We start from the raw sequence: 19,555 nt of genomic DNA, 5'->3' as shown, positions 1-19,555 counted from the left end.
CGATGCGCTGGAACCTGCGAATGAAAGCCGCCGAGGCAGGGATCTGGAAGTCCACGGAGATGCGCCGCAGGCTCGCCGAGGCGGGATTGGATATCAGCGCGGGCAAGATGTCGAACCTGTGGATCGGCAATCCCACCACGATCCGGCTCGATGATCTCGACGTGATCTGCGCGGTGCTGGAGTGCGCACCGACTGATCTGCTGATCCCCGAGCCGGAGAAGGTCGCCGCTCGTCGGCCCCGCAAGGCCGACACGGGCACGGTCGCGCCGATCACCCCGCGGCTGGGGCGACATCGATCGGTGCCGCCGGCGTGACCGGGCGTCCCCGCCGCTGCCGGGTGTGCGGGGTGCGTCCCCCGGCGATGCGGGAGGTCCCGTACTGCTTCCAGTGCTGGCCCGGCGGCCCGATCGCCCCGCCACCGTGCCGCAAATGCGGGTCCACAAACGACTATTACACGTCCGGGCTGTGCGCCCGCTGCCACAGCCACGCGCCCGGCGAGAAGTCGCCGCTGTGGCAGTCGCCCGGCACGCTCGCGCGACAAACGGTCGTGGTCGACTCGTGTCTCGACTGCCACGCCTGGGGCGTGACCCGCACCTACGGTTGGCTGTGCGTGGGCTGCCGTAGCTGGCGCGAGAAATACCGACACAAGGGTGTGTGCGACACCTGCGGGAACGAGGTGGCGCTCAACGAGGGCGGGTCGTGCCGGTTGTGCTGCAAGACGCGCAGCCTGCTCGCCCAGGACCGCGACCAGCGGCCCAGCAGCATCAGTCTGGCCGAGGCCAACGTGTTCGGGCAGCAGCTGTTCTTCGCCGGCATGTGGCACCGCGAAGGACAGGGCCAACGGCCCTACGTCAAGAAAACCATCCCACCGAACCTGTCGTTGCTGCACCCGGTGCCCTACGAACAGCTGGTGCTGCTCGAACTGCCGCGGGACCTGAAAGCCGGACTGCGCAAGGGATTCCCACCGCCGCCCGACCCGGCCCGCGAGGCCGCCTGGCACCAGTTCGTGCGCGAGCACGCCGCCGCGCACGGCTGGAGCAGGACCGTCACCGAACGCGCCCAGCGGGCGATCCGGATGCTGCTGGGCATGCAAGACACCCCCGGTGCCGCGATCCGCGCCAGCGACGTCCTGCCCCTCTCGCGCATCCGGCACCCCGTGCGCCCGGTGCTCGACGTGCTGACCGTCGCCGGCATGCTCGCCGACGACCGCGTCCCGCCCACCGAGCGCTGGTTCCAGCTGCAGATCACCGGACTGCCCGAGGACATCCGTCACGAACTCGAGGTCTGGTTCGACATCGCCCGCAACGGCAGCACCACCCCACCGCGATTTCGTCCCCGTTCCGACAACACGGTGCGTTCGCAGCTGGGCTACGCGCTGCCGATCATCCGCGCCTGGGCACGCACCCACCCCTCGCTGCGGGAGATCGGCCGCGACGACGTGCTCGCCGCCCTGCCGCCCAGCGGCAGTCCGCGCAGCAGCACCCTGCAAGGGCTTCGGTCGATCTTCCGGATCCTCAAGGCCCGCAAGCTCACCTTCATCAACCCCACCACGCGCATCAGCGTGCCCACCCCGGACAAACACGTGCCCGCACCGATCGATCTCACCGAGCTGCGCGGCGCGCTCAACTCCGACGACCCGACCCGCGCGGCGTTGGCCGCGCTGCTGGCCTTCCACGCCATCCGCATCTGGCAACTGCTCCAGCTGCAGCTCGCCGACGTGCGCGACGGTCGCCTCTACCTGCCCGACCGCATCGTGCCGCTCGCCGAGCCGGTCCGGGCACGAGTGTCGGCCTACCTGGACTACCGACAACGGACCTGGCCCGACACCGCCAATCCGCACCTGTTCATCCACTACCGCAACGCCAACACCACCACGCCCGCGACCCCGTGGTGGATCCGCAAACGGCTCGGCATGATCGCGCAAGCCATCCGCCAGGACCGCATCCTCGACGAAGCCCACGCCACCGGCGGCGACGTCCGCCAGCTCTGCGAACTGTTCGGCCTGTCCATCGCCGGCGCCTACCGCTACACCAGCAGCGTCGACCACCCCGGCATCGCCGAATACGAACAATCCACAAAGGAATGACGATTCCATAGTTCCCCAACTCCGGGATTCAGCTATCATCGTCAAGCACCAAATACCCAGAGTTCCGCTCAGATTCGGGTAAAGTTGCGAGGAACTCTGGGGAAGTAGTGATGAGCGCGTTTTCCTGCGGCGAAGCCAGCGACTGGAACGCGACTCGCTGCGTCCCAGTCGAAAGCAGACCTTGTCCCTTGTCCGCGGAAATCAGGAACTGCTTCTCGCCCTCGGACAGGTTGAAGGTTGCCACGATCTCCTCGATCGCTTGCGGCGCTTGACGGAGAAGAATCTGCGTAGCCGCGTTCGCGATGATCGCCTTGCCCAGGTCCGTCCCGAGGACGTCCCCGACATCTTGGGTCGCGATCGTCAAGCCCGCCCAGTGTTTCCGGGCTGCTTTGGCCATCCGGTGCAGAAAACGCGCCCCGGCAGGGTCTTGCATGAGCAGCCATGCCTCGTCGACCGTGATCAGCCTCGGCCGCCGGATGGCCGGGTTGGACACCCGCCGCCACACCGTGTCCAGCGTGAGCAGCGTCCCGATCGGCCGGAGTTCGTCGGGCAGGTCCCGCAGGCTGAACACGGTCAGGTGTCCCTCGGGCCTTGTGGTGGTGGGCCCGGAGAACATTGGGGAGAACGCGCCCTCGACGAACGGGTGCAGCCGGGTGCCCAAGTCCGCCGCGACCGGGTCTGCGGTGCCGGTGAGGGCTGCGGCGAGGTCGGCCAGCAGCGGTGCCTGCCGGCCCCAGGTCCGCGGGTCGCTGGTGATCCCGGCTTGCTGGTAGGTGGCCATGATCGCCCGGTCGAGCACGGCGCGTTGCTGTGCAGACAGGTCGGTGCCGAGCAGCACCCCGGTGACGGTGTGGCCGAACAGCGCCCGGCGCGTGAGGGCGTCTTTGGGGGCGGTGCGGCGACCGTCCGGCCTGATGGCGATCGGAAGGTCGAACGGGTTGATGCGGACGTCGGCGTCGCCGAGGTGGATGTAGGTGCCGCCGATGGCCTCGCCGAGTCGTCGGTACTCGTCCTCCGGGTCGATGATCGCGACCTCGACGCCGCGGTAGAGGCTGCGCAGGGTTTCCAGCTTCACCAGGTAGGACTTGCCCGCGCCGGAGCGCCCGAGCACGACACTGTTGTAGTTGTCGGCGGAAAAGCGATCCCAATGCACCAAACCCTGCGATCCGACGTTGAACCCGTATAGCACACCGGCCGGTGCGGCGACACTGGTCGGGTCAGCGGGCGGCAGATCGGGGCTGGTGAAGGGAAACGCGGCGGCCAGCGCACTGGTGTCGAAAGTTCTGCGCATGCCGATCAAGTCCAGCGCCAGCGGCAGGGTGGACACCCAGCCTTGCAGCGACCGGTAGGTGGTCGGCTGGGCGTTCATCAGCAGCGATGCCGCGAGCGCCCGCACTGCGGCGACCTGCTCGTCGAGATCGGCTTCGCTGGTGGCGTGCACGGTCAGATACAGCCCGAGCCGGTACAACTTCCCTTCGCCGCGGGCGACGCGCGCCGAGAGGTCGTAGGCGTCTTCGGTCGCGGCCTCGACCATCGGGTCCAGCAACCGTCCCTTCTCGCTGGTGTGTCGTCGCCCGGACTCCAATTTGGACAGCTGGCGCTTGAGCCGGTGGGCGGCGGTGACCGGGTCGATCGGCTCGATGTGCAGCGACACGTCGACGCGGCCGGGGTAGGACAGCAGCGGTTGCAGCCACCCCGCGTGCACCTCGCGCGGATAGCCGGTGATCGCGAAAGAGGAGACCCATTCGCCGCCGATCTCCAGATGCCGGGGCGCGACCGACAGCGAATCCGGTGTGAACGCACTGGCCCTTCCCAACGGTGCATTCGTATCCCGCGCGCCGCGGCCTCGATCACGGCCGAACTTCCTGCTCATAGGTCCCCGCCCTCCCACTCATCCAAGGCCGACGGCTCCGGCGGCGCGTTGTCACGCCCGGCCCGGGTGGCCGTGCTTCGGTGATGGACTGGCGGTTCGTCGTCGGGATCCGGGGCAGCGGTGGTGATCACCTCGTCTGCACCGGCCAGACCCGCCGAGGGCGGGATCAGGCTGTCGGGATTGCACGCGGTGGCCAGCACGGCAGTGGCCTGCCCAGCGTCCAGGGGCGTGATCGTGATCCCGGCTGGGGAGAGCAGTTCGGTGGCTTCGCCCAGCCTCCGCACGAGCCGGGCCTCCGCCGAGCGCCGCGCGGTCTCGGTGATCTCGCCGTCCCGTCCGCGGGCGCGTCGCGCCCGCAGCAGGGTGAGCGGGGACGCGCCGCCGAGCCCGTCGGTCGGCCCCGTGGCGCGGACCGGCTCGCGCAGCACCAGCAGCACCTGGCGGCGCAACAAATCGGTGGAGCGGCGCAACTGGTCCAAGTAGGTCGCGTGCTCCCGTGCGGCGGCTTCGAGCATCGGATGCGGCAGGCCGGGGGCGGCCTCGCGCAGGTCGCTGATCTGGCGGCTCAGGTCGAGACGTTCGGCCCGGATGAGCACCTGCACCGGCGCGGAGATCGAATGCAGATACCGGCCGAAGCTGGCGACCAGCGCCTCCTGCTCACCGGGCGTGCGGAGCGCGAAGTTGACGGTGCTGGCCACCGCGACCATCGCGACCCCGTCGGGGCCGAGGTCGACGACACCGGCCTCGGTGACCCCTTCCGCGGGCAGCCGCAGCGCCGCCGGAGACACCTCCGATGTGCCCGCCGCGCCGGTGGCGTCGGACGCGGTGATGCTGCTGGTCAGCCACTCCGGTGCGGGCCGGACACCTTCGGGGGCGGCGACCCGGCGGCGGGGTTGCAGCCGCTGGCGAAGTGCGGCGAGCACGAGCCGGTCCAGGCTCATGCCGTCGCGTCGCCCCAGCGCCAGGACCGCGGCGGTGACCCCGATAGGAATCGCGACGATCAGGAACGCCGGCAGCGGGACCACACCGCGGGCTAGCGTCCAGCCGCCGTAGAGCACGATCCCGGTCACCGCGAGGATCGCCAGCTGACGAACGGTGAGATTGGCTAGGACGCGGTCTTCGCGGTCGACGTCGGCAGGGATGCGCACGGGCTGAGTCATGACTTCTCACCTCCGCGAGGCGGGGATGTCGGCGCGGATTTCGGTGGGGTGGGCGCCCGGAACGTCACCGGCGGGACGGACGGCGTGCGCGGGCGGGCGTCTCCGAGGCGAGGCTCCGGGTGCGCGGTCCGGAACGCCGGTGCGGCGGGTGGCGCCGTCGCGGGCGTGACTGGCCGGGACACGTGGGACGGGTCCGGCGTCGGCGGTTGGAACCGCAAGTGCGGCGGAACTGCGGCCGCCGCGACCGGCCGGGCCGGGGGCGTGTTGCCGCTTGCGCGGCGCGGTGCACCGGGTGCTTGGAACCTGGGCGCCGCCGGAGCCTGCCTGCGGCGCCGTCCGGCCGGCGGTGGGACTGGAGTGTCGGGTTTGGATGCTGAACTGAATTCGGGCATGACGGGTCCTTGATTGGCCGGGGTGACGGCTGGGTCGTGGGTGGTCTCCTGGGGGCCGGGCTGCAGAAACTCCGGTCGCTGCGAGGGCGGGCGAGGGTGCTGGGCAGCACGGGTGCGCTCTTTGTCGTAGGCCGCCTGCATCCGCTGGTTGACCGCCTCCGGTGTCGGCGCGATCCGCGGCTGAGCGGGCCACGGCGGATCGGCAGCGGCACCGCCGCGCTTACTGCCTTTTCCGCCACCGGCGACCGCTCCGGCCTTGCCGAACCCTCCGGACTTCCCGGCGACCATCCCGAACGTTTTCGCCGCGATGTACGCCTTCGCGAGCCCGCCGAGGAAGGAACGGCCGCTGCCGAGCTTGGTGGCCGAGAGGAACCAGAACGGAATCTTGAACAAGATGTAGAACAAGGTGATCGCGGCGATGAGCATGCCGAGCGCGGACAGTGTCGAGCCGAACAGACGCACCCCGCCGGACAGGAAGGTCCGCACGGCGTTGATCAGCACGAGTGACTGGGCAACCTGGATCGCCAGCGTCGCGCCGAGCGCCTTCCACCACCACCGGGCGATGCCATCTGTATGGGGCAGGCAGTGGCACATCAGAAAAAGCGGCCCGGTGACAATGAGAATCAGCGTGATGACCACGCGGAAGACGTAGACGATCAGCAGGGCGATCCCGACGACCACGAGCACCAGCGCCAGCAGGATCATGAAGAACCCGCCGGAGACCGCACCCTCGACGGCGTCCTTGAGCGTGGACCCCACCGACGGCGGATTCACTCCGTCGCCGAGCACTGCGGCGGACAGCGCGTTGGTCAGCCGGATGAGCTTCTCGGCGAAGAACAGCGACAGCGCGGAGGCGAGGAACCCGATCGGGATCCGCGGGCCGATCTCCTTGATCGAATACCGTGCCTGCACCGTCTCGTGGGACATCACCACGATCCCGGCGACGAGGAGCAGCATCCCGTAGCAGGCCAGCACGATCTGCCACGAGTTGTCCCACAGCTCGCCGATGCCGGGAAGCTGGTCCAGCGTCGGCGTGGTCAGCGCGGTGTGGCCGAGCAAGTCCAGGATCGGCGACAGGGCGGCATTGACCAGATCCTTGAAGACACCGTTGATCGCCTTGGCGATACAGCCGGTGATGTTGGTCAGCCCGCACTCCGGATCGTCGTTTCCCGTACTGGGACCGCCCGGTTGCTGGCCAGTGCTCGGCGGCGGGGTGGGCTGCGGAATGCAGTCCTCGCCTGTGCACGGCGGGTTCGGTTGCGCGCTCGTGCTTGGTGCGGTGGTCGGGCCGCCGGGGGTGCATCCGATCTGGCCGGGAAAGCAACTTGTCGGCGGCGGCAGCTCGGTGATCGGCGGCAGCGGCGTCGCTGGGACCGACGGGCGCGGAGAGCCTGTCGGAAAGTGACACGACGGGTCCGGCGAGTTCGGGGCACACGAGTTGCTGGGGTTGGGTGGTAGCGGCAACGGAGGCGGTTGCTGCGCCAGCGCCGCCTGCTGCGCACCGGGCTGCGGGGGCGCGCCGGGCGAGGCCCATGCACCGACGGCCAGCACACTGCCGAGCACCACCGTCAGGCCGAGCGCCAGCAGCCAGACCAGCCGCCGCCGGGAACCACGGCCGACGCGCTGCGGTGCGAGCAGGACCCTCTCCCGGCGCGCCGGGTCCGCCGGGCGTGCGCCGGTGCCGGGCTCGCCGCGATCGGGTTCGGACGGGCCGGGGTGTCGGGGCGCGGCCATGGCGTCAGGCCCCGACAATCCCGCGCAGGATTTCCACCACGAGCGGTGCCAGCGCCGCCAGCCCGTAGCCCCACCCGGCGCTCTTGAACGACTGCTTGGCCTTCTCCACTTCGCCGGGGTCGCCCGCGGCCATCAGGTACCGGACGCCGCCGATGGTGAGGAACACCGTCGCCAGCCCGGCGAGGATGCCGACCAGCCAATTGCGGATGTTGTCGAAGACCTGGCCGACGCTGCTCGCGATCGCGAGAACCTGTGTGGAGGCCTGCGCCGCATCCGCGCTGAGCACACTGAGCAGGACCGTGCCGAGTAGCGCTAAGACCACGGAGTGGGTCACCGTGCTGCGCACCGGTCGCGACTGAGAGGTCCGATGACATGGACGTGCACCATCCGTGTGTGCAGTCGGCCGCGCGCGCCTGATGGTGCCCGTGCGGAGTCGGTTCTGTTCGGATGCGCTCGACGCGGGCGAGCGCGCCGGCGCGGTGGCGCGTCGGATCTGGGGATGGGGTGTCACGCGCATCGGCGCACCTCCGAAATCGGCTCGTGCTCGGCGGTACGCGGAGAGCTGGGTGGGATCTCCCCGCGCCCCAAGAGGCCGGATTTCGGGTCCTTTTTCGACACCGCTCGTGACGATTTCTTGGAATCGACTGGCCGGCCGTTGCGCAGACGACCGCTCACGGCACGTGACGAGTGCGGCTTCTCCTCGGCGGGAGCGGCCGGTGAGCCGGTGAGCAGAGCGGAGACAGCTACGTCCGCGACGGGGTCGTCGGAGTCGGTGTCGGCGAGCTGATCGCGCAGCCACGCGACGAGTCGGTCTTCAGCTCGATCGCGGGCCTTGAACGCGGTCTTGAGCGCGGCTCCGTGGGTTTGCGCCCAGCCGGTCACCGAGGTTTCGCCGAGCCGGGTCGACGAGATCAGTTCCGCTTCGGCGGGGGTGAGAATCTGCTCACCGACCGCCCGCGCGAGCACCAAGTCGGGGTGTCCGTACGGCGGGCGCGGCACCGCGGACCGATAGCCCGAGCCCGCAGGCATCGGAGCGTCGAGCGACTCCTCCAATGCTGCTTGCCCGGCGCGGCGCGCGGCGAAGTGCAGCCGGACCGCGATGGCCGGGTCAGCCAGATCGACCGTCGAGAGCGCGTGGACAAACCCGGCGAGCACGGCCGCGTGCGCGTCCGCGCGATCGCCGCGATACCGCGCCGCCAGCCATCGCGCGCTCGAGGCCAGCGACGGCAGGGCCATCCCGACGCACGCCACCGTCCAGGCACCCCCGTGCGCGCGGGAGCGCAGCACCAGGTGCGCCCACACATCGTCGCGCGTGCGGGGCGGGCACTGCTTGCTCATCACCCGGTCCCGCAGTTCGTCCAGCGGCACCGGACGCCGTGGCAATCCGGCGAACCGGGCCCCGTGCACAGCCATCGGCTTCGGCCCGGTGACCAGCCACCCGAAAGCGTCGCGCGCGGTGTCTAGCGGCAGCCAGTCGTGCCCTTCGTGATCGGGGCGGATAGGCGCGGACACGGTCTCGTCGTTCGTCATTGGCGTGCTCCTGACTGGAGTTCGTGGAATCGGCTCCGTCAGGACGCCAGGGCGGCGACAAGAAAAAGACAAGAAAAGAACAAAGATGATCTTCTTAGTAGGTGAAATTGGCTACTAAAAGCGAAGCTTCGAAGGATTCGGAAACCTCACGCAGGGCAACCTGTCCTGGCGGTGTCCGTGATCGTCTTAGTAGCTTGTGAGCTGGTCGTTTAAGTGATCCTTAGTGGGCAGTCGGCGGCCGGCTCAGGCGGGTCCGCGGCAGCTCCGGGGGCTTGCTTTGTTCTGGTCGGAAATTCTTCTTGACCCGAACCCGGGTGATTCGAAAGCGGGTCAACCCCGGCCGTCCTGGCTTGAATCCTTCCGGGAAGCTGGGAAAGTGTCGACCTATTCGGACTCGTTTCTCTCTGCGTACGGTGCAGGACTTCGGAGGTTATGAAAAAACTTGGGCGAGCGGTGTCGAAAAACGGCCCCAAAACCCGCCTCTTGGGGCGACTTGGCAGACCACGCCGATCACACCGCGAGGAAGGCCACCGATGACTTCACCACCGCACCCCGAGCCCGGACGCCGTCACCACCGCTTGCCGCATCGCGACACTGCCGGCCTCCGCCGCAGTCGGCATCGCGCGCCACAGACCAAGCTTGCAACCGCAGTTGCCCGCAGGCCACGTCCGGCGACCTTCTGGCCGTTCGCCGAGGCGGAAATGCTGCCCGGTACTGCACTGCTTCCCGGCTGGCTCGGACGCACGGTCGTCACCCTCGTGACGACCTACACCCGCCCCGGCGACCGCGTCCTTCTGCTTACTCCACCGCCGTCCCCGCGCGCTCTTCGGCGCGCGGTTGACGGCACCCGCAGCGCCACCCCGTACGCAGGTCTCGCCGAGGCGGTCTGGACCGTTTCCCGGCTCGGCCGCGGTGCCGACGCCGCGACTGCGGCACCCGCACCCGGCTACCCGGCCGAGCACCCCGACTCGGCCCCCTGCGCCGGATCCGAGTCGGGGTCGCGACTCCGACTCGGTCGGTTCGGGCTGCACCCGGTGGCCGAACCGCACCCCGACTCCGCACGCCCTCGGCGTCGCGACGGGGACCGACCGCATGGCGGGTTCGACCTGATCATCACCGCGCTCGATCCGCACGCCACCGACTGGCTCGCGCACACCGACTGGGACGCCCTGCTCACTCCGGGCGGCCTTATCGCCGTAGTCACACACAGCGATGTCCGTGATGGGCGACTACGCGACCCGCACGCGACTGCGCTGAGCACGCTGGGTAGTCGCGGGTTGCGATGTCTCGATCACATCGCCGTGCTCGCTACGCCCGTGTCGACCTTGCCGAACCGCCCCGTAGCCGCTGGCCGCGCAGGCATCGCGGCCTCGACGCTGGACTTCTCGCCGCGCGCGGTCGACGCCGCAGCGCCGCCGCTGCGCTCGGTGCATCACGACCTCGTTCTGCTCGGTCGATTGTCGCCGGACGCGACGGACGAGGGTGCTTTCGACGGGAAGGAGACCTCGGATGTCTAAGCGCACTGGGAGGCAGCACCCCCGCCCGGCGGGGGAGCGGTCCGAAGGCCCGGTTGTGGCGTCGGTGTGGCCGACCGGGACCGACAGTCTGACGGCCCAGCTGAACGAGGGCGGCTACCACGACGCCACCGGTGCCGACCACGCTCTGATGGCCCCGGCGATCGCCCGCCACGCCATCGCGGCGCTGACTCGGCCCGGCGATGTCGTGCTCGATCCCGACTGCGGGGCGGGCACTACGATCGTCGAAGCGCTACGGGGCGGGCGGCACGCGATCGGGTTGACCGGGCAGCGGCGCTGGTGGCGTCTGGCGCGCACCAACGTGACTGCCACAAAGGCGCGCGGGGTGTTCGCCGACGGCATGGTCCTCATCCTCGACCGACGCCCCGGCACCGCGGTCGCCGCGGCCACCGCCGGACTGACCGGGCGGATCGACCTCCTCCTGACGACCCTGCGGCCCAGTCCGGCTGGCGACATGGATGGTGCGCTGGAGCGATTGCACAGACTGCTGACGCAGTACCGGCCGCTGCTGCGTCCCGGCGGGCACGCGGTCATCACCAGTGCCCCGCGGCGCCACCCAGTGCGGCACGACCTGCTCGACGTTCCCAGCCGGATCACGGCGGTCGCCACCGCTGCCGGGCTGGCACCAGTCGCGCGGTGTGTGGCGCTGACCGCCACCGTGCGGCGAGGCCGCACCTACACCCGCGCGTCGCTGGCTCAGCGCCGCGCCGCCGCCCGTGCCGAACGCGCTCTCGGGCATCCGGTCGCGCTGCCCGCACATCACACCGCGCTGGTGCTCCGGGCCGATCCCGACGCGGCCTATCCGGCTCTGAACCAACCCCTCCCCGCGCTGCCCGCGCCGTCGCACCGCGCCTGGCACGGAACAAGGCCCGATTTGGTCGTCGCCTGAAGTGTGGACCGCTTCACGCAAGATGCGCGTCGGTGCCCGTCTGCGGCGCGGCGACGCGATCCGACCTACTGCGGCTCGCAACCTCTGCTCAACGTGCCGAAGGAGCAAACCTTATGGACACGGTCTACTACCGCGACGACGCGGTCACGCTCTACACTGGCGACGCCGCGACCACGTTGACCGGCCTGGCAGCCAATTCGGTGGACTGCGTGGTCACCAGCCCGCCGTACTGGGGGCTGCGCGACTACGGGACCGGAACTTGGGTCGGCGGCGATCCCGGGTGCGCGCACCTGGCCGCGGCCGGACGTGGCGGCAACGTTCCCCAGTCCAAACACCCTGGGCTTGCCTATCCCGCGTCCGCGGCGCATCGCGGTGGCGTGCCGCAGCGCTGCCGCCGGTGCGGCGCCCAGCGCGAGGACGACCAGCACGGCCTGGAACCGACCCCGCAGGACTACGTGGACCGGCTGCGGGAGGTCTTCGCGCAGCTGCATCGTGTCTTGGCCGACACCGGCACGGTGTGGCTGAACTTGGGCGACTCGTACTCTGCCGAACCGCCCGGCCGCACCGGGGACGCGATGCGGGCGAGCACCTTGTCCGGCCGTAGCGCAGCAGCGCCACTGCGGGAATCGGTGCGCCAGGCCGGGGTGGCGCGCACGCGGTCGTTGCCGCGGAAGAACCTGGTCGGGATGCCGTGGCGGGTCGCGTTCGCGTTGCAGGCCGACGGCTGGATTCTGCGCAACGCGATCGTGTGGCACAAACCCAACGCGATGCCCGAGTCCGTGCGCGACCGGCTCTCCAATCGCTACGAGATGCTGTTCCTGCTGACCAAACAGCAGAAGTACTTCTTCGACCTCGATCCGATCCGCGAGCCATTTGCCTGTCCCGAGGCGGTCGGGGAGGGCATCGTCTTCGGCGGTGCGAACAAGGGCCGCCACGGCGGGATCGGTGCGACCGCGCGTCGCCGCGGGCACAGCGTGTACGGCAAATACCGCGACACTGAACCGTTCGCAGGGAAAGCCCCGGGGGACGCGATGCGCCCGACCGGGGCTCGGCACACCGCCGCGCACGCTCGGGGTAAGAATCCTGGTGACGTTTGGTCGATCACCACCCGCCCGTTGCGGGAAGCGCACTTCGCCGCGTTCCCGGTCGACATCCCGCTGCGCTGTATCGCCGCGGGATGCCCGGACGGCGGTGTGGTGCTCGACCCGTTCAGCGGTGCGGCCACGACGGGACTGGCCGCGCGTCGGCTCGGCCGGTCCTATCTCGGCATCGACCTCAACCCGGCGTTCCACGACATCGGCTTGCGCCGTCTCGGCCTCCCCGCACAGGACACCGGGAGGGCCGCATGACTACTTGCGCAGCACACGCCCGTGCGGACGCCGCCATCACGCTGGTGACCGCCGACGCGGAAGCCGCGCTCCGCAATCTGCCAGAGGATTCGGTGGACTGTCTGGTCACCAGCCCGCCTTACTGGCGGCTGCGCGACTACGCCCCGGACGCCTGGACCGGCGGCCGACCCGGCTGCCGTCACCGCCCGGCCAGTCTCCGCGACGCGGGTGCCAGGCGGTGGCGGTGCCAAGACTGCGGGGACCGGCGCGAGCATCCGCAGACCGGGCTGGAAGCGACCGCGGATGACTACCTCGCAGCCCTTCGCGCGGTGTTCGCCGCGGCCCGGCGCGTGCTGGCTCCGCGGGCCACGGTGTGGGTCAACCTGGGTGACAGCTACTCCACCAACTCCGACGGCTACTGGTGCGCGACCCCCGGCCAGGCCGGTCAGCCGCACTACCGGTCACGAGCGGACGTGCCGCACAAGAATCTGCTCGGCATGCCGTGGCGGCTGGCCTTCGCACTGCAAAGCGACGGGTGGATCTTGCGGTCGGCGATCGTGTGGCACAAGCCCCACGCCACGCCCACCCCGGTCTCCGATCGGCTCGCGACCCGCCACGAGATGCTCTTCCTGTTCGTCACGCAACCGGATTACTACTTCGACCTCGACGCGATCCGGCAGCCGTATACCGGCGACCGTGCCCTGTCCCGTCGCGCCTACCGCGGCGGCACGAAGCCGAATACAGCACGCGGAACCTGGCTTCGCGCACCCGCCGACGGGCAGCGCGGTCGCAACCCCGGCAACGTGTGGACCGTTCCACCCGACCGCACCCGCGGCGGCCATCCGGCACCGTCGCCGGTGGAGATCCCGCGCCGGTGCATCGCGGCCGGATGCCCGCCGGGCGGTCACGTCCTGGACCCGTTCAGCGGCAGCGGCACCACCGGCGTGGCCGCTCGCGCGCTCGGCCGGCGTTTCACCGGCATCGACACCAACCCCGCCTACCACGACCTCGCACAGCGGCGACTGGACGCAGGCAGGCATGGGGGAGACCGATGACGGCCGGAACTGGGGCGGCGGTGCGGTTGTGCGTCGGCGATGCGCGTGAGGTGGTGGCAGGGATGGCAGCTGGGTCGGTGGATTGCGTCGTGACGTCGCCGCCGTATTGGGGTTTGCGGGACTACCGCGTCGTCGGGCAATACGGTGTCGAGTCCACCGTGGATGGATATGTCGCGCGACTGGCCGGGGTCTTCGGGGAGCTGTCGCGGGTGCTGGCGCTGGGCGGGACGGTGTGGCTGAATCTGGGTGATTGTTTCGGCGGGTCGTGGGGGAATTACGTGGCGCCGGGCTCGGTCGCGCGCACTGCTGCGGTGCGGGCGGCGACGGGGTACGGGGTGCATCGGCCGCCGCAGTCGTTGTTTCGGCGCAAGGATCTGGTGGGTGTGCCGTGGCGGGTGGCGTTGTCGTTGCAGGATCGTGGGTGGCTGGTGCGGAATGCGGTGGTGTGGGAGAAGCCGAACGCGCGGCCGGAGAGTGTGCGGGACCGGCTTGCCCAGCGGTACGAGTCGGTGTTCCTGCTGACCCGGTCGCCGGTGCACTGGTTCGCGGCGGAGGGGATGACGGATCTTTGGCGGGTCCCGGCGGGGCGTTCGGGTACGGGGCATCCGGCAGCGGGGACGCTGGAGATCGCGCGGCGTTGTGTCCGTCTGGGGTGCCCGCCCGGTGGTGTGGTGCTGGATCCCTTTTGCGGCAGCGGGACCACCGGGATCGCCGCGCTGGAACACGGGTGCTCGTTCGTCGGCGTCGATCTGGATCCGGATTGTCACGACCTGGCCTGCCGCCGCCTGACGGGTGCGGTGGTCTCGTGAACGCAGCGGCCGTGCTGACGTTGGGGGAGGTGGCCGCGTTGCCGGCGGTGGTGGATCTGATGACCGCGGCGCGGGCGTTGCGGATCGGCCGGACGACGGCGTACGCGCTGGCGCGCGACGGTGGTTTCCCGTGTCCGGTGCTGCGCGTCGGCGGGGAATACCGCGTCCCGACCGCCGGGTTGCGACGGGTCCTTGGCCTGGACGAGCCTGCTGGCTGAGCGCTGCTCGGGGATTCGCCGGATCGGGTGGTGTCGCTCGGGCTCGGGCTTCCCCGAGCGGGTTCTGCAGCGCGAGCATGACGGCAACCCGCTGATTCAACGCAACCGAGGGGAAGGCGGCAGGCGATGGCCGAGGGATCGGTGTACAAACGCTGTTCCTGCAAGGACAGCAACGGTCGCAGTCTGGGTGCGGCGTGCCCGAGACTGGAACAGAGCCGGCACGGGCAGTGGTGCTACCGCATCGAGCTGCCCGCGGACCGCGGCGGGAATCGTCGGCCGCGGCGTCGCAGCGGGTTCGAGACCGCGACGAAGGCGCAGAAGGAACTCAGTCACGTCGGCGACCTGCTCGCGCTCGCCGGGGACGACGAGGACACCCTGGGCAAGATCGCGGACGTGATCGCCGCCGCGATCACCGCACGCCAGAAACTCCCGGAACTGGAAGACATGCGCCGGCTGGTGCGGGCCGGGGCAGAGGTGCTGGAGCACCCTTTGATGGACGAGGTGTTCACCGCGTTTCTCGCGACGAAAAAGAAAACCCGCTCCCGCAACACCTACCGTTCCTACGAGTCGCATGTGCGGCTGTATCTGCGGCCGCATCTGGGACATATTCGCCGGGACAAACTGCGTGTGGCGCATCTGGAGGGCATGTTCGACGCGATCGTGGAGCACAACGACGTGATCGCCGAGTACCGGGCCAGCAAGGATCCCCGCAAGGTCGCGGCCGTGAAGTGGCAGCGGCCGGTCGGACCGACCTCGATCCGGCGGATCCGGGAAACGCTGCGGGCGGCGCTGAGCCCGGCGGTGAAGGAAGGCCTGCTCACGGTCAATGTCGCGTCGTTGGTGGAGTTGCCCCCGGCCAAACGCCCGACCGCGAAGGTGTGGACCGACGAGCGGGTCGCGCGGTGGCGGGAGACGGGAGAGGTTCCGTCGCCGGTGATGGTGTGGACCCCGCAGCAGACCGGCCGGTTCCTCGACCACGCGGTCCACGATCCGCTGTACGCGTTGTTCCATCTGATCGCTCATGTCGGGCTTCGGCGCGGGGAAGCATGCGGTCAGCGGCGCGTCGACACCTATCTGGATTCCGCTGCGCTGGATGTGACGAATCAGATCGTGCAGTACGGCTGGGAGACCGGGCAGTCCGCGCCCAAGACGACGTCGTCGGAGAGCCTGGTCGCGTTGGACGGCGGCACGGTGCTCGTGCTGCGTCAGCACCTGGCAGACCAGGATGAGGCGATCGCGCGGCTTGGTGCCGGCTGGGTCGGCAGCGGACTGTTGTTCACCCAGCCCGATGGCAGCGCGTTGCACCCGGCCGATGTCACCGCGCGTTTTCAGGAGCTGGCACGCCAGGCCGGGTTGCCGCCGATCCGGCTGCACGACCTGCGCCACGGAGCGGCCACTCTCGCTCTCGCGGCCGGGGCGGACATGAAGGTGGTGCAGCACATGCTCCGGCATTCCTCGATCACCGTCACCATGGACACCTACACCACCGTGCTGCCCGAAGTCGCGCTCGCGGCGGCCGAGGCCACCGCCAAGATCATCCCGCGGTCAGCACCGCGACAGCTCGGGCGCGACTCGGGCTCGCCACCGACCATTGTGGACAGTCCGGAACCGGAAGAAAAGCTTCCAGAAAACCAAAATCCCCAGGTCGAAAACTTCTCGAACCTGGGGATTAAGGGTGCGCCATCAGGGACTCGAACCCCGAACCCGCTGGTTAAGAGCCAGCTGCTCTGCCAATTGAGCTAATGGCGCTTGGTGCTGCCCGCCGCTGTGGTTTCCCTCGGCGACGTGGAAAAGATTAGCAGGGCGTTCAGGCCCCGTTTCAGGGGGGTCCCCTTTCCGCTCCGCCTGGACAACAGCCCAGGTCAGCGGTGGTGACCCGCCGTGAACCCGGCCAGCCTCGGCGGAGACAGCCGTGGCTAGGGCAGGCTGGAGACCGCAGTGACTCGCGCGACACCAGCACCGACAACAGTACCCCGGAAATGACAAAACCCCGGCTTTGCCGAAAAAGATCTCGGTGAAGCCGGGGTGTACGGGTGGCTAACGGGGCTCGAACCCGCGACCTCCTGGACCACAACCAGGTGCTCTACCAGCTGAGCTATAGCCACCATCTGGCAAAAAGATCTCGCGATCACCTTGCTGGAAGCAATCCTAGCGGGTGCCCGCGAGCGATTTTCAGGGGGTCACCCTCGGTGGCGTTCCAGCACTTCGGCGGCCGCGGCCTTGGCCTCTTCGCTCGTCGGGCCGGGCTGGGGGACGAAGGCGATCGCGCGGTAGTACTCGAGTTCGCCGACGGACTCCTTGATGTCCGCGAGCGCGCGGTGGGCCAGGCCTTTCTCCGGCTTGGCGTAGTAGATCCGCGGGTACCAGCGGCGCACGAGCTCCTTGATCGACGACACGTCGACCATCCGGTAGTGCAGGTGGTTGTCCAGCTCCGGCATGTCGCGGGCGATGAAGGCGCGGTCGGTGGCGATCGAGTTGCCGGCGAGCGGCGCGCTGGCCGGGTCCGGGACCCATTCGCGGATGTACTCCAGCACGCGCTGCTCGGCCTCGGCGAGCGTGGTCGTCGAGGCGCGGACTTCTTCGGTGAGGCCGGACTTGGCGTGCATGTCATGGACGACCTGCGGCATGCCGTCGAGCTTGGCGTCGTCGGCGTGGATGACGATGTCGACGCCCTCGCCCAGCACGTTCAGGTCGGCGTCGGTCACCAGCGCGGCTATTTCGATCAACGCGTCCTTGCCGAGGTCCAGCCCCGTCATCTCGCAGTCGATCCAGACAAGATGGTCGTTCACCCGCACCACCCTAACCCGACACGGGGACATCAGCGGCGTCACCTGCGCTTCCGGCGCGTTACGCTCGGTCAGCCAGTGCAACGAGGTGTGATTTCGGACTCGGAACGGGGTGCGGCCAGTGGCCGAGCAAGCGTCGGGACCAGCGGCGGAGATCGCGCAGGGGTACGTGAGCGACGGGCCGGCCGTCGAACTGGGCGCGGTCGTGATCGACGGAAAGACGGAAGCGTCGGCCGCGGTCCGGCTGCCGCTGGCGACGTTGAACCGGCACGGCCTGGTCGCGGGCGCGACCGGCACCGGCAAGACCAAGACGCTCCAGCTCATCTCCGAACAGCTGTCCGCGGCCGGGGTTCCGGTGGTGCTGGCCGACGTCAAGGGCGACCTGTCCGGCCTGTCGGCGCCCGGCGAGGCGAACGACTGCACCACGAAACGGTCCACGGAACTGGGCGACGACTGGGCACCGGCGGCGGGTCCCGTGCAGTTCCTGTCGCTCGGCACCAGCGGCACCGGGATCCCGGTGCGCGCGACGATCACCAGTTTCGGGCCGGTGCTGCTGTCGAAGGTGCTGGGGCTCAACGAGACGCAGGAATCGACGCTCGGCCTCATCTTCCACTGGGCTGACCAGCGCGGACTCGCCTTGCTGGACACCAAGGACCTGCGGTCGGTCATCACGCATCTGACCAGCGACGAAGGCAAGGAAGACCTCAAGGGCATCGGCGGGGTGTCCGCGGCGACGGCGGGCGTGATCCTGCGCGCGTTGTCCAATCTCGAGGCCCAGGGCGGCGAAGAGTTCTTCGGCGAGCCCGAGCTGGACGTCCACGACCTGATGCGCCAGCAGGACGGCAAGGGCGTCATCACCCTGCTGGAACTGGACAATCTGCAGTCCAAACCGGCGCTGTTCTCGACGTTCCTGATGTGGCTGCTGGCCGAGCTGTTCGAGGAGTTGCCCGAGGAGGGCGACCTCGACCAGCCGAAGCTGGTGTTCTTCTTCGACGAGGCGCACCTCCTGTTCTCCGACGCTTCGAAGGCGTTCCTCGAGCGGATCGAGCAGACTGTGAAGCTCATTCGGTCAAAGGGCGTCGGCGTGTTCTTCTGCACCCAGCTGCCGACGGACATCCCGAACAACGTGCTGTCTCAGCTTGGCGCACGGGTGCAGCACGCGTTGCGCGCGTTCACGCCGGACGATCAGAAAGCGTTGGCGCGCACGGTAAAGACATATCCGAAGTCGCCTCATTACGACCTCGAGACGGCGTTGACCTCGCTGGGGATCGGCGAGGCGATCGTCACCGTGCTGTCCGAACGCGGTGCACCGACGCCGGTCGCGTGGACGCGGCTGCGTGCGCCGCGGTCGAAGATGGGCTCGATCGGAGCGGACGCGATCCGTGCGGCGGTCGCGTCGTCGGAGCTGAACGCGAAGTACGCGGAGACGATCGACCGCGAGTCGGCGTACGAGAAGTTGACGGCGAAAGCTGTGCCCGACGCGGGTTCCGCACCGGTCGGGGAACCCGAGGCTCCGTCCGCGCCCAAGCCGGACAAGGAGGAGCCGGGGATGCTCTCGCAGGTGCTGAGCAACCCGGCGGTGAAGTCGTTCATGCGCTCGGCGGCGAGTTCGCTCGGCCGGGAGTTCTCGCGCGGGCTCTTCGGCAACCGGCGGCGTTGAGATACCTGACAGAAGATGGCAGGTATCGGCGGTTGACTGTGCGGGACAGAGTTTTCGGCAAAGGAGCAACAGCATGACCAGGACCGCCGTCGCCGCGTTCGAGCTGGACAAATGGGATCCGCAGGCGCAGGACGAGGCCGGTGGCACGGAGTTCGCGCGGGTGCTGATCGAGAAGACGTTCACCGGGGCGGTCGAGGGGGCCAGCCGGGTCGAGATGCTGACGGCGTCGAACGAGACGTCGCGCGCGTACGTCGCCTTCGAGCGTTTCACCGGCTCCGTCGACGGGCGGAAGGGGAGCTTCGTTCTCCGGCACACGGCTGGGGACGAGGGGCTGTCGCTGGTCTTGCTGCCCGGTTCGGGCACGGACGAGCTGGCGGGCATCTCCGGATCGGCCGACATCACGGTGGACGAAGCCGGCAAGCACACGTTCACGCTGGTCTACGAGCTGCCGGGCGCGTGAAGAAGCCGCTCTCTCCAGGCCCCGAATTCCCGGAGAGAGC

The 19,555-nt window shown here is 69.3% G+C and carries 16 protein-coding genes, 2 tRNA genes and 1 pseudogene; 11 read left to right on the top strand and 8 right to left on the bottom strand.

Annotation, left to right across the window (positions count from 1 at the left end; translation table 11 throughout):
• The first annotated feature begins 2 nt into the window (after positions 1-2).
• Positions 3-314: a helix-turn-helix domain-containing protein gene (locus ATK30_RS05035; protein ID WP_101434545.1), complete on the top strand. Its 312-nt coding sequence runs from the start codon at positions 3-5 to the stop codon at positions 312-314.
• Positions 311-2,086, top strand: coding sequence for a hypothetical protein (locus ATK30_RS05030; RefSeq protein ID WP_101434544.1), 1,776 nt, complete (start codon positions 311-313; stop codon positions 2,084-2,086). The genes ATK30_RS05035 and ATK30_RS05030 overlap by 4 nt, the downstream gene beginning before the upstream one ends.
• A gap of 28 nt (positions 2,087-2,114) precedes the next feature.
• Here ATK30_RS05030 and ATK30_RS05025 read toward each other — a convergent pair whose 3' ends face one another.
• From ATK30_RS05025 to ATK30_RS05005, 5 genes are all read right to left on the bottom strand, one after another.
• Positions 2,115-3,959 carry a VirB4 family type IV secretion system protein gene (locus ATK30_RS05025; RefSeq protein ID WP_244194521.1) on the bottom strand — a complete coding sequence of 615 codons (1,845 nt, stop codon included), beginning with the start codon at positions 3,957-3,959 and terminating at the stop codon, positions 2,115-2,117.
• Complete coding sequence (locus ATK30_RS05020) at positions 3,956-5,119, bottom strand: PrgI family protein (protein WP_037817383.1); 1,164 nt, start codon at positions 5,117-5,119, stop codon at positions 3,956-3,958. Before ATK30_RS05020 ends, ATK30_RS05025 begins: the two co-directional genes overlap by 4 nt.
• Positions 5,116-7,245 (bottom strand): hypothetical protein, encoded by a 2,130-nt coding sequence (locus tag ATK30_RS05015; protein ID WP_043839064.1) that lies wholly within the window; start codon positions 7,243-7,245, stop codon positions 5,116-5,118. The genes ATK30_RS05020 and ATK30_RS05015 overlap by 4 nt, the downstream gene beginning before the upstream one ends.
• Positions 7,246-7,249: 4 nt before the next feature.
• Positions 7,250-7,567 (bottom strand): pilin, encoded by a 318-nt coding sequence (locus ATK30_RS45550; RefSeq protein ID WP_200864550.1) that lies wholly within the window; start codon positions 7,565-7,567, stop codon positions 7,250-7,252.
• Between the two features lie 185 nt (positions 7,568-7,752).
• Positions 7,753-8,775 carry a hypothetical protein gene (locus ATK30_RS05005; protein WP_051173144.1) on the bottom strand — a complete coding sequence of 341 codons (1,023 nt, stop codon included), beginning with the start codon at positions 8,773-8,775 and terminating at the stop codon, positions 7,753-7,755.
• A 701-nt stretch (positions 8,776-9,476) separates the two neighbouring features.
• Here ATK30_RS05005 and ATK30_RS05000 point away from each other — a divergent pair.
• From ATK30_RS05000 to ATK30_RS47235, 7 genes and pseudogenes are all read left to right on the top strand, one after another.
• On the top strand, positions 9,477-10,292 hold the full coding sequence (locus ATK30_RS05000) for a hypothetical protein (RefSeq protein WP_051173143.1): 816 nt from the start codon (positions 9,477-9,479) through the stop codon (positions 10,290-10,292).
• Positions 10,285-11,199 carry a DNA methyltransferase gene (locus ATK30_RS04995; protein ID WP_043839062.1) on the top strand — a complete coding sequence of 305 codons (915 nt, stop codon included), beginning with the start codon at positions 10,285-10,287 and terminating at the stop codon, positions 11,197-11,199. Before ATK30_RS05000 ends, ATK30_RS04995 begins: the two co-directional genes overlap by 8 nt.
• Before the next feature lie 113 nt (positions 11,200-11,312).
• Entirely contained in the window at positions 11,313-12,548 is a 1,236-nt protein-coding gene (locus ATK30_RS04990) for a DNA-methyltransferase (protein ID WP_051173141.1), read from the top strand.
• Positions 12,545-13,582: a DNA-methyltransferase gene (locus ATK30_RS04985; RefSeq protein ID WP_043839060.1), complete on the top strand. Its 1,038-nt coding sequence runs from the start codon at positions 12,545-12,547 to the stop codon at positions 13,580-13,582. The genes ATK30_RS04990 and ATK30_RS04985 overlap by 4 nt, the downstream gene beginning before the upstream one ends.
• A complete protein-coding gene (locus ATK30_RS04980; RefSeq protein WP_051173139.1) occupies positions 13,579-14,391 on the top strand; it encodes a DNA-methyltransferase in 813 nt (270 codons plus the stop codon). The genes ATK30_RS04985 and ATK30_RS04980 overlap by 4 nt, the downstream gene beginning before the upstream one ends.
• Complete coding sequence (locus ATK30_RS04975) at positions 14,388-14,609, top strand: helix-turn-helix domain-containing protein (RefSeq protein WP_043839057.1); 222 nt, start codon at positions 14,388-14,390, stop codon at positions 14,607-14,609. Before ATK30_RS04980 ends, ATK30_RS04975 begins: the two co-directional genes overlap by 4 nt.
• Before the next feature lie 126 nt (positions 14,610-14,735).
• Positions 14,736-16,040: pseudogene (locus tag ATK30_RS47235) on the top strand (site-specific integrase); the annotation flags it as partial.
• A gap of 245 nt (positions 16,041-16,285) precedes the next feature.
• On the opposite strand, the gene ATK30_RS04965 reads toward ATK30_RS47235, so the two are convergent.
• The 3 genes from ATK30_RS04965 to orn all read right to left on the bottom strand — a co-directional run bounded on the left by ATK30_RS04965 (position 16,286) and on the right by orn (position 17,398).
• Positions 16,286-16,358: transfer RNA gene (locus ATK30_RS04965), tRNA-Lys, on the bottom strand.
• A gap of 283 nt (positions 16,359-16,641) precedes the next feature.
• A tRNA-His gene (locus ATK30_RS04960) sits at positions 16,642-16,714 on the bottom strand.
• A 75-nt stretch (positions 16,715-16,789) separates the two neighbouring features.
• Positions 16,790-17,398 carry an oligoribonuclease gene (orn, locus tag ATK30_RS04955; protein ID WP_101440639.1) on the bottom strand — a complete coding sequence of 203 codons (609 nt, stop codon included), beginning with the start codon at positions 17,396-17,398 and terminating at the stop codon, positions 16,790-16,792.
• A gap of 118 nt (positions 17,399-17,516) precedes the next feature.
• Between orn and ATK30_RS04950 the strand changes: the two genes are divergently transcribed.
• Together ATK30_RS04950 and ATK30_RS04945 are read left to right on the top strand one after the other, a co-directional pair.
• Positions 17,517-19,055 carry a helicase HerA-like domain-containing protein gene (locus tag ATK30_RS04950; protein WP_101434542.1) on the top strand — a complete coding sequence of 513 codons (1,539 nt, stop codon included), beginning with the start codon at positions 17,517-17,519 and terminating at the stop codon, positions 19,053-19,055.
• Positions 19,056-19,128: 73 nt separating this feature from the next.
• On the top strand, positions 19,129-19,515 hold the full coding sequence (locus ATK30_RS04945; RefSeq protein ID WP_101434541.1) for a DUF3224 domain-containing protein: 387 nt from the start codon (positions 19,129-19,131) through the stop codon (positions 19,513-19,515).
• Positions 19,516-19,555: the final 40 nt, after the last annotated feature.

The organism is Amycolatopsis echigonensis (assembly GCF_002846615.1).
In the GTDB taxonomy this organism is placed as follows: domain Bacteria; phylum Actinomycetota; class Actinomycetes; order Mycobacteriales; family Pseudonocardiaceae; genus Amycolatopsis; species Amycolatopsis echigonensis.
This window is presented reverse-complemented; position numbering and strand designations above follow the sequence as displayed.

Excerpts from the sequence above, each read along its gene's own strand:
- ATK30_RS05035 (WP_101434545.1), top strand. The coding sequence starts at position 3 with ATGCGCTGGAACCTGCGAATGAAAGCCGCCGAGGCAGGGATCTGGAAG.
- ATK30_RS05025 (WP_244194521.1), bottom strand. The coding sequence starts at position 3,959 with ATGAGCAGGAAGTTCGGCCGTGATCGAGGCCGCGGCGCGCGGGATACG.
- ATK30_RS05020 (WP_037817383.1), bottom strand. The coding sequence starts at position 5,119 with ATGACTCAGCCCGTGCGCATCCCTGCCGACGTCGACCGCGAAGACCGC.
- ATK30_RS05015 (WP_043839064.1), bottom strand. The coding sequence starts at position 7,245 with ATGGCCGCGCCCCGACACCCCGGCCCGTCCGAACCCGATCGCGGCGAG.
- ATK30_RS05005 (WP_051173144.1), bottom strand. The coding sequence starts at position 8,775 with ATGACGAACGACGAGACCGTGTCCGCGCCTATCCGCCCCGATCACGAA.
- ATK30_RS05000 (WP_051173143.1), top strand. The coding sequence starts at position 9,477 with ATGCTGCCCGGTACTGCACTGCTTCCCGGCTGGCTCGGACGCACGGTC.
- ATK30_RS04995 (WP_043839062.1), top strand. The coding sequence starts at position 10,285 with ATGTCTAAGCGCACTGGGAGGCAGCACCCCCGCCCGGCGGGGGAGCGG.
- ATK30_RS04990 (WP_051173141.1), top strand. The coding sequence starts at position 11,313 with ATGGACACGGTCTACTACCGCGACGACGCGGTCACGCTCTACACTGGC.
- ATK30_RS04985 (WP_043839060.1), top strand. The coding sequence starts at position 12,545 with ATGACTACTTGCGCAGCACACGCCCGTGCGGACGCCGCCATCACGCTG.
- ATK30_RS04980 (WP_051173139.1), top strand. The coding sequence starts at position 13,579 with ATGACGGCCGGAACTGGGGCGGCGGTGCGGTTGTGCGTCGGCGATGCG.
- ATK30_RS04945 (WP_101434541.1), top strand. The coding sequence starts at position 19,129 with ATGACCAGGACCGCCGTCGCCGCGTTCGAGCTGGACAAATGGGATCCG.